The 16,831-nt window shown below is 72.7% G+C and carries 10 protein-coding genes; 8 read left to right on the forward strand and 2 right to left on the reverse strand.

Annotation, left to right across the window (positions count from 1 at the left end):
* Nucleotides 1-96 precede the first annotated feature (96 nt).
* From P8A20_RS31760 to P8A20_RS31775, 4 genes are all read left to right on the forward strand, one after another.
* A complete protein-coding gene (locus P8A20_RS31760; RefSeq protein ID WP_147962447.1) occupies nucleotides 97-3,708 on the forward strand; it encodes a hydantoinase B/oxoprolinase family protein in 3,612 nt (1,203 codons plus the stop codon).
* A gap of 57 nt (nucleotides 3,709-3,765) precedes the next feature.
* Nucleotides 3,766-5,292 carry a hypothetical protein gene (locus tag P8A20_RS31765; RefSeq protein WP_306104725.1) on the forward strand — a complete coding sequence of 509 codons (1,527 nt, stop codon included), beginning with the start codon at nucleotides 3,766-3,768 and terminating at the stop codon, nucleotides 5,290-5,292.
* Between the two features lie 67 nt (nucleotides 5,293-5,359).
* Nucleotides 5,360-6,271 carry a hypothetical protein gene (locus P8A20_RS31770; RefSeq protein WP_147962449.1) on the forward strand — a complete coding sequence of 304 codons (912 nt, stop codon included), beginning with the start codon at nucleotides 5,360-5,362 and terminating at the stop codon, nucleotides 6,269-6,271.
* A 56-nt stretch (nucleotides 6,272-6,327) separates the two neighbouring features.
* A complete protein-coding gene (locus P8A20_RS31775; RefSeq protein WP_306104726.1) occupies nucleotides 6,328-11,085 on the forward strand; it encodes a coiled-coil domain-containing protein in 4,758 nt (1,585 codons plus the stop codon).
* A gap of 19 nt (nucleotides 11,086-11,104) precedes the next feature.
* Here the strand turns inward: P8A20_RS31775 and P8A20_RS31780 are convergent, their stop codons facing one another.
* Nucleotides 11,105-11,572, reverse strand: coding sequence for a hypothetical protein (locus tag P8A20_RS31780; protein WP_371606597.1), 468 nt, complete (start codon nucleotides 11,570-11,572; stop codon nucleotides 11,105-11,107).
* Nucleotides 11,573-12,081: 509 nt separating this feature from the next.
* Here P8A20_RS31780 and P8A20_RS31785 point away from each other — a divergent pair.
* Genes P8A20_RS31785 through P8A20_RS31800 form a run of 4 tightly spaced genes read left to right on the forward strand, consistent with a single transcriptional unit; the run spans nucleotide 12,082 to nucleotide 16,347 of the window.
* Nucleotides 12,082-14,874 (forward strand): sensor histidine kinase, encoded by a 2,793-nt coding sequence (locus tag P8A20_RS31785; protein WP_306104727.1) that lies wholly within the window; start codon nucleotides 12,082-12,084, stop codon nucleotides 14,872-14,874.
* Nucleotides 14,871-15,314: a roadblock/LC7 domain-containing protein gene (locus P8A20_RS31790; RefSeq protein ID WP_147962451.1), complete on the forward strand. Its 444-nt coding sequence runs from the start codon at nucleotides 14,871-14,873 to the stop codon at nucleotides 15,312-15,314. Before P8A20_RS31785 ends, P8A20_RS31790 begins: the two co-directional genes overlap by 4 nt.
* A gap of 9 nt (nucleotides 15,315-15,323) precedes the next feature.
* Nucleotides 15,324-15,761: a DUF742 domain-containing protein gene (locus P8A20_RS31795; RefSeq protein ID WP_147962452.1), complete on the forward strand. Its 438-nt coding sequence runs from the start codon at nucleotides 15,324-15,326 to the stop codon at nucleotides 15,759-15,761.
* Nucleotides 15,742-16,347, forward strand: coding sequence for a GTP-binding protein (locus P8A20_RS31800; RefSeq protein WP_147962453.1), 606 nt, complete (start codon nucleotides 15,742-15,744; stop codon nucleotides 16,345-16,347). The genes P8A20_RS31795 and P8A20_RS31800 overlap by 20 nt, the downstream gene beginning before the upstream one ends.
* A gap of 128 nt (nucleotides 16,348-16,475) precedes the next feature.
* On the opposite strand, the gene P8A20_RS31805 is transcribed toward P8A20_RS31800, so the two are convergent.
* A complete protein-coding gene (locus P8A20_RS31805; RefSeq protein ID WP_147962454.1) occupies nucleotides 16,476-16,823 on the reverse strand; it encodes an Mpo1-like protein in 348 nt (115 codons plus the stop codon).
* Nucleotides 16,824-16,831 lie beyond the last annotated feature (8 nt).

The raw sequence follows: 16,831 nt of genomic DNA on the forward strand, positions 1-16,831 counted from the left end.
GGCCCTCCCGACGCGCGGGCGGAGCCGCGAAGCGCTGGACGGATTGCCGCTTACACCCTTTCTGCGGGCGTACGTCCCCCGCGCCAGAATGGAGGGATGACCGGACGCTGGGAGTTCTGGATCGACCGCGGCGGCACCTTCACGGACGTGGTGGGACGCGACCCCGGTGGCCGACTGGTCTCCCGCAAGCTGCTGTCGCACGACCCCGGGCGCCACCGCGACGCCGCGGTCGCCGGAATCCGTCTGCTGCTCGGCCTCGGCCCCCACGACCCGGTCCCCGCCGACCGGGTCGCGGGCGTCAAGATGGGCACGACGGTCGCCACCAACGCGCTCCTGGAACGTCGGGGCGAACCGACCGTCCTGGTCATCACCGAAGGCTTCCGGGACGCCCTGAGGATCGCTTACCAGAACAGGCCCCGCCTGTTCGACCGCCGCATCCTGCTCCCCGAGGCCGTCTACGACCGGGTCGTCGAGGTCCCGGAACGCACCGGCGCCCGGGGAGACGTGGTGCGGGCACTGGACCGCGCAGTCGTGGCCGAACGGCTCAGGGCCGCCGCGGGGGACGGCATCCGCAGCGCCGCCGTCGTGCTCATGCACGGCTACCGGTACCCGGATCACGAGCGAGCCGTGGCGCAGGAAGCGGAGCGGGCGGGTTTCACCCAGATCAGCTGCTCGCACGAGGTCAGCCCGCTGATCAAGCTCATCCCGCGCGGTGACACCACGGTCGTCGACGCCTACCTCTCACCGATCCTGCGCAGATACGTCGAGGAGGTGGCCGCCGAACTCGCGGGGATCAGGCTCATGTTCATGCAGTCCAACGGCGGGCTGCGCGAGGCGGCGCACTTCAGGGGCAAGGACGCCGTGCTCTCCGGCCCCGCCGGCGGCGTCGTCGGCATGGTGCGCACGTCCGCCCAGGCCGGCCACGACCGGGTCATCGGTTTCGACATGGGCGGCACCTCCACCGACGTCTCCCACTACGCGGGCGAGTTCGAACGCGAACTCGGAACCCAGGTGGCAGGGGTGCGGATGAGCGCGCCCATGATGAGCATCCACACCGTCGCGGCCGGCGGAGGGTCCGTCCTGCACTTCGACGGACGGCGCTACCGGGTCGGCCCCGACTCGGCCGGGGCGGACCCGGGCCCAGCCTGCTACCGCCGGGGCGGGCCGCTCACCGTCACCGACGCCAACGTGATGCTCGGCCGTATCCGTCCGGAGCACTTCCCCGCCGTCTTCGGCCCCGTAGGCGGCGAGCGGCTCGACGCGGATCTCGTCGGTGAGCGTTTCGACGCCCTGGCCGACGAGGTGTCGGCCGCCACGGGGAGCAGGCGTACGGCCGCCGAGGTGGCCGCCGGGTTCCTGGAGATCGCCGTACTGAACATGGCGAACGCGGTCAAGAAGATCTCCGTCCAGCGGGGCCACGACATCACCCGCTACGCCCTCACCTCCTTCGGCGGCGCCGGAGGACAGCACGCCTGCGCCGTCGCCGACGCCCTGGGCATCGACACCGTCCTCGTACCGCCGCTGGCCGGTGTCCTCTCCGCGTACGGAATCGGTCTCGCCGACGCCACCGCGATCCGCGAACAGTCCGTCGAGGCACCCCTGGACGAGGACACCGGGCGGCGCGTGCGCGCGGTCCGCGACGAACTGGCGGAGCGCACCCGGGCAGAACTCCGCGCCGACGGCATCCCCGACAGCGCCATCACCACCCGGGCGCGGATCCTCCTGCGCTACGCCGGGACGGACGCCTCCCTGCCCGTGAGCCACGGCACCGTCGCCGCCATGGCACGGGAGTTCACCGGGGCCCACCGGGCGCGGTACGGCTTCACCATGGACAAACCCCTGGTGGCCGAGGCCGTTTCCGTGGAGGCCACCGGAACCGCCGGCCCGCACACCGCGCCCAGGACCGGCCTGCGTACGGGGGAGGGGCCGCCGAAGCCCCTCGGAACCGTCAGGATGTTCACCGGGGAAGGATGGCGGGACGCCGGGCTGCACCGCCGCGACACACTGCGCGCGGAGGACGTCGTGAGGGGGCCTGCCGTCATCGCGGAGGACGACGCCACCACCGTCGTCGACCTCGGCTGGCAGGCCACGGCCGGGGCCGCCGGGCACCTCGTGCTGAGCCGGGCCGAACCGAGACCGGGGCGGACCGCCGTCGGCACACGGGTGGACCCGGTCATGCTCGAAGTGTTCAACAACCTCTTCATGTCGATCGCCGAGCAGATGGGCGTGCGACTGGAGAACACGGCACACTCCGTCAACATCAAGGAGCGGCTGGACTTCTCCTGTGCCCTGTTCGACGCGGACGGCGCTCTGGTCGCCAACGCCCCGCACATCCCGGTGCACCTCGGGTCGATGGGGGAGTCCATCAAGGAGGTGCTCCGGCGCAACGACGGTTCCCTGCGGCCCGGCGACGTCTACGCCGTCAACGACCCGTACCACGGCGGGACGCACCTGCCCGATGTGACGGTCGTGACACCGGTGTTCGACGAGCCCGCTCATGGCGAGGAGCCCCGGCTGCGCTTCCTGGTCGCCTCACGCGGCCACCACGCGGAGATCGGCGGCATCACTCCCGGCTCCATGCCCGCCTTCAGCCGTACCGTCGACGAGGAGGGCGTCCTGTTCGACAACTGGCTCCTGGTGCGCGACGGCACGCTCCGCGAGGCGGAGACCCGGCAGCTGCTCACCGGCGCCGCCCACCCCTCGCGCGACCCGGACACCAACCTCGCCGACCTGCGGGCCCAGATCGCGGCCAACGAGAAGGGCATCACGGAACTGCGCCGCACGACCGAGCAGTTCGGCCAGGACGTCGTCGAGGCCTACATGGGCCACGTCCAGGACAACGCCGAGGAGTCCGTACGCCGGATCGTGGCCGGGCTGCGCGACGGCTCCTGCCGCTACGGGACCGACAACGGGGCGGTCATCGCGGTGAGGGTGACCGTGGACCGCGACGCACGCCGCGCCGTCATCGACTTCGAAGGGACCTCCCCCCAGCAGAGCGGCAACTTCAACGCCCCACGGTCCGTCGTCATGGCCGCCGTCCTCTATGTGTTCCGGACCCTCGTCGAGGAGGACATCCCGCTCAACAGCGGCTGCCTGGAGCCCCTGGACATCCGCGTCCCGGAAGGATCGATGCTGGCTCCCGTCCACCCGGCGGCGACCGTCGCCGGCAACGTCGAGACCTCCCAGGCCGTCACCGGCGCCCTCTACGCGGCGCTGGGCGTACAGGCCGAGGGGTCCGGAACCATGAACAACCTCACTTTCGGCAACGACCGGGTCCAGTACTACGAGACCGTCGCCAGCGGTTCGGGCGCCGGCGAGGGCTTCGACGGCGCCGACGCGGTCCAGACCCACATGACCAACTCCCGCCTCACCGACCCCGAGATCCTCGAATGGCGCTACCCGGTGCTGCTGGAGAGTTTCGGCGTACGCCGGGCCGGCGGCGGCAACGGCCGCTGGCACGGCGGCAGCGGGGTGGAACGCAGGATCCGCTTCCTCGAACCCGTCACCGTGGCCCTGCTGTCGGGACACCGCCGGGTCCCGCCGTACGGCATGGCGGGAGGCGGCCCCGGGGCCCTCGGCGAGCAGTACGTCGAACGGGCCGACGGCAGGACCGTGACCCCCCTCGAAGGCTGCGACACGGCCGCGCTGGACACCGACGACGTCCTCGTGCTCCGCACCCCCGGAGGCGGTGGCTACGGCCGCCCGTGACCGGTCGCTTCTGCGCCGTTTCGACCGTTGTCGGTGTGAGGACCTAATCTGTGCAGCGTGACTTCGCCTGCCGACACCCAGACCGCTGCGCCCCAGCTCAGCGCGGGACCGAGGCCCGCTCCGGGACCCGCTGCCGATGAGGGGCTCTCGCGTCGGCTGCGCGCGCTCGCATGCACCGCCCCCCTGCACGACCTCGACGTGCGCAAGACGAATCTGGCCGGTGAGTACACGGTCTACGCCATGGCCGAAGTAGCCCTCGCCGCCATCGACCTCGTCACGCTCAACATGGACTTCGACACCGGTGCCGACCACGACCAGATAGTGGCCAGGCTCCTCCCGCGGGTCGCGGCCCAGGCGCCCGGCCGGCCCGCCACCGAGCACGAACGGGTCGCGCGCTGGGTCCTGGAGAACCTGATCAACGTCGGCAGCGTGGACCGCGGCTTCCGCGCCGTCTACGGCACCTTCGGGCCCGACGGCGTCTACATCCGCCGGGACTACGACTTCAAGCTCGTCGAGGAGGTCCCGGGCCACGGCGGCACCGTCTATCTCCGAGCCACCGACGAAGCGGTCAACGTCCTGGTCGGCGCCCTGGACACGGACGTCACCAGCGCCCAGATCGCCGCCGAGGTGAAGCTGGAGGTCCTCATCAGCAGGGGCCGCCTCGCGGACGCGCAGCTCGCCGCCGAACAGGCCCGCTACCGCACCGTGCAGTACGCCGAGACGCTCCGCAGGACGCTGGAGGCGACCCGGCGCAACGTCCGCGCCGTCGACTGGCTCAACGCGGTCCCCGACATGATCACGGAGGCCCTGGACCACGTCGCCGACCGCTACCGACACGAGAACGCGATCCTCACCAACATCCGCAAGGCCAGGGACGAGGCCGAGGAACCCGAGCACAAGCGCCGCGCCGCCGAGCTCGTCGACATCGTCAAGGACTGCATCCGCCGCCACACCCAGCTCCAGTCCAGGCTGCTGGAGGCCGGGCCGCTGTTCCGCGCCGAGCAGGACCGGCAGGCCTTCGCCGCCCCCACCGCGCGGACCGGTCTCGACCTGTACGGCCAGCTCGTCGCACCTCTGCTGCCACTCCCCGTCGAACAGGCGACCAGGGCCACCGACGCGTTCTTCGCGCACGGCACCGGGCTGCGCACCCCCACCTCGGTCCGCGTCGGTGACCTCGTCGACCTGCTGCTCATGCCCCCGGTGGAGCGGGAGCACCTGGGCGCGGAGATGCCCGAGCCCGACCTCATCGCCACCCCGGACGACAGCCGGTTCAGCGAGGAACAGCTCTCCGCGGCCATGGAACTGCTCGACCTCGACCACGACCTCCCGCGGAGGCTCTCCGGACTCCTCGCCGAGGCCCGGCTGCGTGACCCCGAGCTTCCCTACCTGGTCGCGCTGCTCGTCGTCCACGCCGCCAGTCCGCCGGTCGGCACGGCCTACCGCCAGGGCGAGCGCCGGCTGCTGTTCGCCGTCGACGACGGCACCCCGCTCGAGGACCACGAGTTCGGCGGAGCCGACCTGATAGTGGGCACGGCCCTGCTGGACGCGGCGGGCATGGCCGCGGACCGCAAGGACGCCTCGTGAGCGTCGACGGCCCGACCCCCCACCCCCAGCCGCCCGAGCGCGGCACCCGTACCGAGGAGTCACAGAGTTGAGCGAGCAGCACGCCGAGCACACCGACGCGTGGGGAGACCCGCGCCCCACGCACGCGGCCGACGCCGCACGGCCGGCCGCTCCCGCCGCTGTCACCCCGGCGGACGCGGCCGACGCGGCCCGGCTGGTCTCCTTCGGGCTGCAGCCGAAGCTGATGCCCGCCCGCGACTCCGAGTACACCGAGCTGCTCCGCCGCTACCGGGAGGAGCCCGCCTTCGCCCGGCTCGCCGACGCCGTCGCCACCGGCCTCGGACTCGTCGTCCTGGAGGTCTCCACCCGCGCCGGTATGGCCGTGACCGCCGGAGAGGACTCCGTCTTCGCCGTCCGGATGGGCGACTACGCCCGCCGCGCGTCCTCCGACTCCGCCGACCGCTTCCTGCACGGCCTCGCCCACCTGGCCGTCGCCGCCATGGCCTTCCCCCGGCCCGAGGACCTGGCCGACGACTCCTACATCGGCCGCATCACGGTGAACGGCGTCGACGCGTTCGTCCGGCAGGCCTGCCACCGTCTGGAGGAACGCGCGGAGGAACAGGGGGACAACACCGACCCCGCCACCGACGCCCCCGGCCTGGAGTCCGGGTGGCGGGTCTACTCCCGCCGGAGTTCCACCGGAGCGACCAAGGACGCCCGCAGGCTCGCCGGTTCCACGACCGGCATCATCGGCAAGGCCGTCGTCTTCCTCACCGACTCCGGCTTCCTCCAGCGCACCGGGGACGACGCGGGCGGCGCCTACCGCACCACGGCCCGATACCAGCTCCAGGTACGCGACATGGCGGGCAGCGCCGCCATGGCCGAGCTGCTGGAACTCGGAGTCGTCCCTGTCTCGGACGGCTCGGCCACCCTGCTGCCCCCGCCCGACACCGAAGGCCTGGAACTGGCCGCAGACGCGGGCCTCCCCTTCCACTCCTGAACCGCCCCAGCCGCAGCCGCCCGCCCCCCCCGCCTGAACGACGAGAGTCCGCCGCCATGTACGAGTTGTCCCGGGTCCGCCTCTACTCCATCGGACCCGCCGGTGCGCGCTACGCCGACACCGTGCTGGACCTGCGCGGTGTCGGTCAGCCGGTGCCCAGGCCCGCCCCGGCCCAGGCGGAGTTCTTCGAGGACGAGCCCGTCGGCCCGCCACGTCGCCCGGCGCCCGCCGGTGTGCTGTTCCTGGAGAACGGCGGCGGCAAGTCCGTCCTGCTCAAGCTGATCTTCTCGGTGATGCTGCCGGGCCACCGCAACACGCTGGGCGGAGCCAGCTCCGGCGTGCTGCGCAAGTTCCTGCTCGCCGACGACTGCGGACACGTCGCCCTCGAGTGGCAGCACACACTCACCGGTGAATGCGTCGTCGTCGGCAAGGTCAGCGAATGGCGCGGCCGGCAGGTCTCCAACGACCCGCGCAAGTTCGCCGAGGCCTGGTACTCCTTCCGCCCGGGCCCCGGCCTCGGCCTCGACAGCCTCCCCGTCTCCGAGGCCGGCTCGGTGGGCCGGCCCGCCGAAGGCGTCTCGACCGCACGTGGCAGGCGCCGCACCATGAAGGGCTTCCGCGACGCCCTCACCGACGCCGGCAAGTTCTACCCGCACCTCGACGTGCACTGGGAGGAGATCCACGACCGCTGGAACGAACACCTCGGCGACCTCGGACTCGACCCCGAACTCTTCCGTTACCAGAGGGAGATGAACGCCGACGAGGGCGAGGCCGCCGGCCTCTTCGCCGTCAAGAAGGACTCCGACTTCACCGACCTGCTGCTGCGGGCCGTCACCGACACCCGCGACACGGACGGCCTCGCCGACCTCGTCAGCGGCTTCGGCAACAAGCTCGGCCGCCGCGCCGAGCTCACAGCCGAACGCGACTTCACCGCCGGTTCCGTCGACCTCCTCGGCCGGATCGTCGACGCCACCGCGACCAGGGCCCGCAGCCGCGACATCCACGCCGGTGCCGAGCGGCGCACCCGCACCCTCGCCCGCAGGCTCTCCGGCCGGGCCGCCGAGGAGCGCGGCCGCACCGGCGAGCTCGCCCGGCAGGTCACGGCAGCCGCCCACACCGTCACCGAGGCCGAGGCCACCCGCGGCCACCGGGACCTGATCGCTGCCGAACTGGCCTACCGGCACGCCTCGCTGGCCCTGACCGCCGCCGAGAAGAGCGCGGCGGCCCAGCGCCGCGAGCTGGGCGAGGCGCGCACCCTGCACTCCGCCTGGCAGGCCGCCGAAGCGGTCCTGCGCCACCGGGCCGCGGCAGACCGCTCAGCCCGCGTCGCCGTCGCCATCCGGGAGGCCGAGCGCGACGCGGCCCCGGCCCTCGCCGCACGCGCCACAGCCGCCGCCGACCTCGTACGTGCCCTGCACACCGCCGCGGAGGCGGGGGAGCGGGTGGCCGAGGAGGAGGAGGAGCGCTCGGCGACCCTCCAGTCCACCGGGGAGACGGCGCACCGGGACGCCACCACCGCCGCCACCGAGGCCCAGCGCGCCCGCAGTGAGGCCGGGCACCTGCGCCAGCGCCTCGCCGAGGTCGAGCAGGAGACCGCGGAGGCCGTACGGGCCGGCTGGCTCGACGACACCGCGCCGGACGCCGACCCCGCACGCGCCGCCCTCGCCGCGAACGACGCCGAACAGACCGCGGTCGCGGCCTGGGACACCGCGCGCGAAGCCGCCCGTGCCACCGCCGACCAGGCCAGGGAAGCCGGGGCGGCGGAGAGCCGCACCGAGCTCGCGGCGGCCCGCGGGGCCGATGCCGCCCAGGCCGCGGAACAGTCCTACGAGGCCGAGCGCAGGGCCGCCGAGTCGATCGCCGCCGACGACCGTCTCACCGACCTGCTGGGTCTGCCCACGGCAGCGGGAGCCGGTGTCCCCCATCCCCGCCGCGCCGCCTCCGGGGCGGACGACACCACCGACGGCCCGCACGAAGCGTCTTCCGGCGACGCGAGGTCCCTCACGGCCGAGGAGTTCGACAACAGCGCCGACGAACTGAGGGAGCTCCTCGAGAGGAGCGTCACCGCCGCCGAACGCAGGCTCTTCGACCTGCGCACCGCAGCCGCCGACGACTCCCGCATCCTCGGTGCCCTCGGCGACGGGGGACTGCTGCCCCCGGGGCCCGACGTCCTCGCCACCGTCGAACACCTCGGCGAGCACGGCATCCCGGCGCTGCCCGGCTGGCGCTACCTCGCGCAGGCCGTGGACCCCGCCGACCACGCGGCGGTCCTCGCCGCCCGGCCCGAGCTCGTCGACGGCGTCGTGATCACCGACCCGGACGCACACACCCGCGCCCGCGAGGTCCTGGCCGCCGCCGCCCTGCTGCCGAGGTCGGCCGTGGCGGTCGGCACCACCAAGGCACTCCTCGCGCCCGTGCCCGCACCCGGTGGCGCCGCCGACGACGGCGTGTTCCTCGTCCCGCCCAACCCCGCGATGCACGACGAACACGCCGCCGACGAGGAGCGCCAGGCGCTGAGGGAGCGGGCAGCGGCACGCGACGAGGACATCAGATCGCTCGCAGCCCGGCTCACCGCCGACCGCTCCCTCGCCGCCCGCATCGGCTCCTGGCGGGCCGACTGCCCGCCCGGAATGCTCGCCGAGCTCGGTGAAGCCGCCCGCACGGCCCGCGCCGCCGCTCGGACCGCGGAAGCCGAACTCGCCGAGGCCCGTACCGTGCGCGCCGAGGCCGACGAGGCCGCCGCCGACGCCGCGAGGGTCCGCGACGAACGCCAGGAGGCGGCCCAGCGCGCACGCCGCGCCGCGGACGCGCTCGCCGGACTCGCCCACCGGCTCCGCGACCGGGCGGGCTGGCAGGCGCGACTGCGTGAACTGACCGACGAGGCGGCCGAGTCCGAGGCACGGGCCACGGCATATCTTGAGCGGGCACGCGCCGCCGACGAGGACCGCCGGGCCGCACAGCGCGCCGCGGACGACGCCCACCGCACCGCCCGCGCCCTGCGTGCCGAGCGCGCCGAGATCGCCGGCGCCCCGGAATCCCTGCCGGAGCCCGACGCCTCCGCCGCACGCACCTCCCTGCCCGCCCTCCGCGAGGCGTACCGGGCTGCCTCCCAGCTGTACGAGAAGGTGGGTGTCGGAGCGGACCTGCGTGCCGAACAGGCGCGCGCCGAGAGCGACGAGAGCGCCGCTCTGGCGGAGCTCGACCGCCTGACCAACAAGGTCCGCACCCGAGCCGCGCAGCTCCTCGAAGGGACCGACGGAGCCGACGGGCCCTCCCGGCAGGCGGCCTCCGCCCGCGCCGAGTCCCTGGTCCAGCTGCTGGAGACCCGTGCGTCGACCGCCAGCGAGCAGCTCGGCCGGCTGCGGGGCGAGGCCGAACGGCTCGCCCCCGCCGACGAGGCTCCGCATCACACCGAGCTGCCCGCCGACCTCGCCCCGGCAGACGCCGACCAGGCGCAGACCCTGCTCCGCACGGCCACGGCCGAACTCGCCACCGCCGCCCAGGCACTGGACACCGCGCGTGCGGCCCATGCCGAGCTGCTCCGCGCTCACCGCACCACCGAGGACTCCGCGAGCGGCTTCGACGAGACCGCCGCGCTCCTGCGCGACCTGCTCAGGGACCACGGCCCTGAGGACGAGACCGATTCCCCCGACCCATACCCGGGGACCCTCGAGGAAGCCAGGCAGTCCGCCGCCGAGGCGCGCCGTTCACTGCGCGGCTGCGCCACCGATCTCTCGGCGGCCGAGGGTTCCGTACGCGAGGCGAGCGACGTCCTCGTACGGCACGCCAACTCCACACGCTACGAGCAGGTCCGCACCCCGGCACGGCAGCAGATCCGGGAACTCCCGGCCACCGCTCTGCCCGACCACGCGGAGAAGTGGGCCGCGGCCTTCGCGCCCAGGCTGCGCGTGCTCACCGACGAGCTGGCCCAGCTGGAACGCAACCGCGAGTCCATCGTCGACCGGCTCCGCGGGCTGGTCGAGTCGGCCCTCACGACGCTCCGCTCGGCGCAGCGGCTGTCCCAGCTTCCCGAAGGCCTGGGGGAGTGGTCCGGGCAGGAGTTCCTGCGGATCCGCTTCGAGGAACCCGACCAGGCCACGCTCACCGAGAGGCTCGGCGAGGTCATCGACGAGGCAACGCACGCGGCCCTCAAGAAGAACTCCGACCTGCGCAGGGACGGCATGTCCCTCCTGCTGCGTGGTGTGCAGGCGGCGCTGCAGCCCAAGGGCATCGCCGTGGAGATCCTCAAGCCGGACGCGGTGCTCCGCGCCGAGCGCGTCCCGGTCGGGCAGATGGGCGACGTCTTCTCCGGCGGCCAGCTGCTCACCGCCGCGATCGCGCTGTACTGCACGATGGCGGCCCTGCGCAGCAACGACCGGGGCCGCGACCGGCACCGGCACGCCGGCACGCTCTTCCTCGACAACCCCATCGGCCGTGCCAACGCCACGTACCTGCTGGAGCTGCAGCGCGCGGTCTCCGACGCGCTGGGCGTCCAGCTGCTGTACACGACCGGGCTGTTCGACACCACGGCACTCGCCGAGTTCCCGCTGGTCATCCGCCTCCGCAACGACGCGGACCTCAGGGCGGGACTGAAGTACATCAGCGTGGAGGAGCACCTCAGGCCCGGACTGCCGCAGCAGGACCCCGAGGGCGAGACCGTCCACGGCGAGATCACCGCGACCCGCATGTTCAAGAGGACCGGCGGGACGCCCGGAAGCACTCCGGGGACCGCCGTCCCTGAGATGCGCACGGAGATGACGGACACGCGCACGGACGCGCACCTGGAACCCGCACCTGCCTCGGACGGGCGCTAGGACGCCGGGGCGGAGGCGCTCAGGCCCGCGAGAGCCTGCCTTCGCCCCGGCGCCGTATCCGGGCCTCCCCGCGCGCCCTGGCCCGGGCGCCGCGCCTGGCGGTCCGCCGCTCCCGGCGCATACGCCGCGCCGTGCTGCTGGGCACGGAGACCACGCCGTTGCGCTGGTTCCACACCTGACGGGTCACCCAGACGTCCAGCACCGACCATGTCGCCACCACCGTGCTCGCCACGCCGCCCAGCACCATGGGGAAGGCCAGCCATGACCCGGCCAGCGTGCACAGGAAAGCCACCAAGGCCTGAATGATGGTCAGCGACATGATGAGGACGGCCCGCACGGCCGCCGTCCTCACCGGGTCCGGCATTCTCCGCCGTATCGCGGGTTCCTCGACCCACAGCTGCCGCGGAATCCTGGCACCGGCCGCGGCATCCGTTGACGCGCCGGCCGCCGGTGGTGCCGCCGTCCCCCGGCGCTCGTCCGTGTCCAAGGACCTCAACTCCCCATCACTGTCCGGCACAAGGGGTGGCTTCCCGCCTCGCGACCGTTCTACGCGGACCGAGCGGTTCGCCTGTCGCACGTACCCCCGTGAGGTTCTTCTGCCCCGTACGTACGGACGAACGCAAGGCCGCGAAGATTCCCGCCAGGAGGCATCAACCAGCCCCGAAAGGTCACGGAACGAAGAATTCCAGCCAACTGCCTTGTGTGGATGCACCGCGTCCGTCCAGCGATTCTCTGTCGCTTTCGCGAACTTCTTCGCAGGGAATACCGGGACAACTGGTGAACAACGCAGGAAAGAGCGGCCGGAAATCGTCCGGACACGTCTTCGAGTTACCGGGGAGTCAGTAGTAGGCTCGCGCCGTTTGTTGACGGAACACGGGGCAGGCGCCCGGTGGGCCGCGGCAGAACGCCGGATCATCCAGGAAGACCGGGCAGCCGGAACCGCCCGGAACGCCGACACGAACACCCCCGCGGTGCGGGGCCGAGCTGGGGGAGGCCATGCGCTTTCGCGGGAAGTCCATCCGCAGGAAGATCGTGGCGTTGCTCCTGGTGCCGCTCGCCTCCCTCACGGGCCTCTGGGTCTTCGCCACCTACGTCACCGGCCGTGAGGCCGGCGAGCTGATGGGCGCCAGTGCCATCGTGGAGCAGGTCGGCCACCCGCTGGAAGACACCATCCGCGCCGTCCAGGGCGAACGGCGCCAGACGCTCGTCTTCCTCGCCGATCCACGGGCCTCCGACGCCCTCCCCCTTCTGCGCCGTCGGCGCGCCGTGACCGACAGGGTCGTGGCCGACGTCAGGCAGAGCGCGAGGAGCACGGACGTCCGGGACAAGCTCAGCCCGGATTCGGAGGCCCAGCTCGACTCGATCCTCGGCGAGATCGACGGCCTGGACGCGCTGCGCGGGTCCGTCGAGAGGCGCACCATCGACCGGACCAGGGCCCTCGCCTTCTACAACGGCCTCGTCGACCCCTGCTACCGTTTCCTCAACGGTCTCCACACGATGGAGAACGTCTCGATGGACAAGCAGGTCCGGGCGCTGGTCGGCATCTCCCGGGCCCGCGAGATGCTCTCCCGCGAGGACGCGCTGATCGCTTCGGGCCTCATCGCGGGACGCCTCGGCGCACCCGAACTCCGCGTCGTCTCCGACCTCGCCGCCAGCCGCAAGCTCCTGTACGAGGTCAACCTCGAGCTCCTGCCGGCCAGTGAACGCACGCGCATGGAGCAGTACTGGGGCAGCCCCGACACCGAACCGCTCCGGACGACGGAGCAGAAGCTCATCGCCGCGGGGCCGATCACCGAGCCGGGCGCCGTCGACTCCGCGCGCTGGGAGGAAGTCGCCCCGCCGGTCCTGGAGCGCCTGGCCAACGACGGCACCGAGATGTCCAACCGCTTCCAGGACCGCGCGGAACCCGCCGGCTACCGCGTCCTGATCCGGGCAGGTGGCGCCGGAGTCCTCGGATTCGTCGCCCTGCTCGTCTCGGTCTTCGTCTCCGTGCGCGTGGGACGCGAGCTCGTCCGTGACCTCTCCCGGCTGCGCAAGGACGCCCACGAGGTGTCCGGGGTGCGGCTGCCCAGCGTCATGCGGCGGCTGGCCGCGGGTGAACAGGTCGACGTCGAGACCGAAGCCCCCCACCTCAGCTACGAGCGCGACGAGATCGGCCAGGTAGGACAGGCGCTCAACACTCTGCAGCGGGCCGCCGTCGAGGCCGCGGTCAAGCAGGCGGACATGCGTCGCGGGGTGTCCGAGGTCTTCGTCAACCTCGCACGCCGCAACCAGGTGCTCCTGCACCGCCAGCTGACGCTCCTGGACACCATGGAGCGGCGCACCGAGAACGGCGACGAGCTCGCCGACCTCTTCCGCCTCGACCACCTCACCACCCGCATGCGCCGCCACGCGGAAGGCCTCGTGATCCTCTCCGGGGCGGCCCCGTCCCGGCAGTGGCGCAAGCCGATCCAGCTGATGGACGTGGTGCGGGCGGCGGTCGCGGAGGTGGAGGACTACGAGCGCATCGAGGTCCGCCGCCTGCCCCGCATCGGTGTCGGCGGCCCGGCCGTGGCCGACCTGACCCACCTCATCGCCGAACTGCTGGAGAACGCCACGGTGTTCTCACCCCCGCACACCGCTGTCCAGGTGCACGGTGAACGGGTCGCCAACGGATTCACCCTGGAGATCCACGACCGAGGCCTCGGCATGGCGCCGGAGATCCTCCTCGACGCCAACCTGAGGCTCGCGGAGACGCCCGACTTCGAGCTCTCCGACACCGACCGGCTCGGCCTCTTCGTCGTCAGCCGGCTCGCCCAGCGGCAGAACGTCAGGGTGTCGCTGCAGACCTCGCCGTACGGAGGGACGACCGCGGTCGTCTTCATCCCGGCGCAGCTGCTCACCGACGCCCCCGACACCCACGGCACCGGCTTCCGCCTCGACCGGCGGGCCGAGAAGGCGATAGGCGGCGGTCGGCCGGGCAGGAACGCGCCCGGCAGCGACAAGGCCCGCAGGGACGGCATCGCGGACACGGACGTCCCGGGCAGGCCCTCGGGGCTCTCCCCGGTCCCCACCGGTCTCACCGACCCGTCCGTGCTGGACGGCCCCGTCGAACTCGAAGGCCCGGTGGGCACACTCGGGTTCACCGACCCGGCACGGGACAGGGAGCTCGATCCGGCCCTCGGTCCCGTCCTCGACGGCGTGTCCGACCTGGAGGACACCGAGAGCGAGCGAGGCGGCATCTTCCGGGCCCGCGACCTGCGCCGTGAGGCCGACCGGGAGCAGCACCAGCAGGCGTCCGACGGCCGCTCCGCGGACGTCCGGCCGATGCGGCCCGCCGGACCCGTCCCCCTGCCGCGCCGCAAGCCGCCGACACTCGTCAGCGACCAGGGACGCCGCATCGGCGACGGGGGCCGTTCCCACCACGGCACGACCGACGGGCTCCCCCAGGGCACAGGCCCGGGCGGGACGGCCGCGGAGCCCGGTCCGGGAGCGTCCACGGCCGACGAGCCCCCGGTACGGCTCCGGTCCGCACCCCGGCCGGCGGCCCCGGACACGATCGGCGGCCTCCCGCGCAGGGTCCGGCAGGCCAGTCTCGCCCCACAGCTCCGGGAGGACTCCGCAGGACGGACTTCCGGTCACGCCCCCGCCGACACCGACGACGACCTCGAACGTGACGCGGACGAAGTACGCAATCGCATGGCCTCGCTACAACGCGGCTGGCAGCGCGGCCGTCGGCAGAACGCCGAGGACGTGACCGGCCCCGGCGAGACAGCACCAGGAACCACTCCGGGAGGGGACGGTCGATGACCGCACCGAACGCAGCAGCACACAACGCCGCACGCCAGGGCTCCGGCGAACTCAACTGGCTCCTCGACGAACTGGTCGAGCGCGTCGCGAGCATCCGCAAGGCTCTGGTGCTCTCCAGCGACGGCCTCGCCACCGGCACGTCCCAGGACCTGACCCGCGAGGACAGCGAGCACCTGGCGGCCGTCGCCTCCGGATTCCACAGCCTGGCCAAGGGGGTCGGCCGCCATTTCGACGCCGGCCGGGTCCGCCAGACGGTGGTCGAGCTCGACGAGGCGTTCCTCTTCGTCACCGCGGCGGGTGACGGCAGCTGCCTCGCCGTCCTGGCGGAGTCGGACTCGGACGTCGGACAGGTGGCGTACGAGATGACCCTGATGGTCAAGCGCGTGGGGGTCCACCTGGCCAACGCCCCCCGGACCAACGGTCTGCCCGCCGGAGGGTGAGGCGAGGGGATGAGCGCTGACTCCGTCCGGGACACCGCGCCCGGATCACCCCCCGCGTCCGCCGAAGCGGGTTCCTCGCGCTGGTACGACGCCGAAGCGGGTCCGGTGGTCCGGCCCTACGCGATGACCCGGGGGCGTACCAGCAGCGCGTCCCGTCATCGTCTCGACCTGATCGCGATCGTCGTCCCCGAACCGGCGGCCGACGATCCCGGCCGGGACCAGACGCTCTCCCCGGAACACGTGGAGATCGTCGAACTGTGCAGCGACATGCCCCAGTCGATCGCCGAACTCGCCTCCGGGCTGGACCTCCCCGTCGGGGTGGTCCGGGTCCTGGTCGGTGACCTCGTCGAGGACGAACTGGTGCATGTCACCCGTCCCGTTCCGCCGGCCGAGCTGCCGGACGTGAGCATTCTTCGCGAGGTGATCAATGGCCTTCGGGCGCTCTAGCCGCAGAAAGCGGCCCGTCGAGCCCGTTACCCTGAAAATCCTGGTGGCGGGCGGCTTCGGCGTGGGCAAGACGACCCTGGTGGGCGCGGTCAGCGAGATCAGACCGCTGCGCACGGAGGAGAGGCTGAGCGAGGCGGGCCGTCCCGTCGACGACGTCGCGGGGGTCGAGGGCAAGAGCACGACGACCGTGGCCATGGACTTCGGCCGCATCACCCTGCGCGAGGACCTCGTCCTCTATCTGTTCGGCACGCCCGGACAGGACCGCTTCTGGTTCCTCTGGGACGAGCTGGCCCAGGGCGCCCTGGGAGCGGTGGTCCTCGCCGACACCCGGAGACTCGAGGACTGCTTCGCGGCCGTCGACTACTTCGAGCGCCGGGCGATCCCCTTCACTGTCGCCGTCAACCTCTTCGAGAACGCCGAGCAGTTCCCGACGGAGACGATCCGGGCCGCACTCGACCTCGACGCCGAGGTCCCCGTGCTGATCTGCGACGCGCGCGACAAGGCCTCCGTACGGGACGTACTCGTCGCGGTCGTCGAACACGCCATGGTGCACGCCGACCGGGTCCGGGAGCCCGCGGGGACCTGACACCCGCACGGGACGCGGCCCGTACCCCCGCCGACCGGGGTACGGACCGCGCGTACGGTGCGGGGGGCGGGCGTGGAAGGAGTCTTCACCCGGAGTGACGGCCCGTCAACCCTGCGCGCACCAGGAGATCACCGGTTCTCGGCGAGCCACTCGGCCGCGGTTGCGGCGAGCTCTGCGTCCCGCCCGGCGAGCATCATCCGGATCATCTGCGCGTCGCCGCGCAGCGACCACGCGGGGTTCCCGAACGTCGCCGGATTGTTCTTCTCGATGAGGAAGTGCGCCGGCCACGCGGTCCCGTACCCGATCAATGGCAGGGCCAGGGCGTACCGCTTGCGGCCGCGCGCCAGGCCGTACGCGGTGAGCGCGAGACCGGTCAGCGTCCCTGTCAGATGCACCCACCTGGTCGCCGCCCTGGAGTGCATGGCCACGTAGTACGGCCAGAACTCTTCGTACGAATCGAACGTCTGTTGTGACATGAGGGCAC

This window comes from Streptomyces sp. Alt3 (genome assembly GCF_030719215.1).
GTDB lineage: Bacteria > Actinomycetota > Actinomycetes > Streptomycetales > Streptomycetaceae > Streptomyces > Streptomyces glycanivorans.

Coding starts and splice junctions, on each gene's coding strand:
- P8A20_RS31760 (WP_147962447.1), top strand. CDS start 97: ATGACCGGACGCTGGGAGTTCTGGATCGACCGCGGCGGCACCTTCACG.
- P8A20_RS31775 (WP_306104726.1), top strand. CDS start 6,328: ATGTACGAGTTGTCCCGGGTCCGCCTCTACTCCATCGGACCCGCCGGT.
- P8A20_RS31785 (WP_306104727.1), top strand. CDS start 12,082: ATGCGCTTTCGCGGGAAGTCCATCCGCAGGAAGATCGTGGCGTTGCTC.
- P8A20_RS31790 (WP_147962451.1), top strand. CDS start 14,871: ATGACCGCACCGAACGCAGCAGCACACAACGCCGCACGCCAGGGCTCC.
- P8A20_RS31795 (WP_147962452.1), top strand. CDS start 15,324: ATGAGCGCTGACTCCGTCCGGGACACCGCGCCCGGATCACCCCCCGCG.
- P8A20_RS31800 (WP_147962453.1), top strand. CDS start 15,742: ATGGCCTTCGGGCGCTCTAGCCGCAGAAAGCGGCCCGTCGAGCCCGTT.
- P8A20_RS31805 (WP_147962454.1), bottom strand. CDS start 16,823: ATGTCACAACAGACGTTCGATTCGTACGAAGAGTTCTGGCCGTACTAC.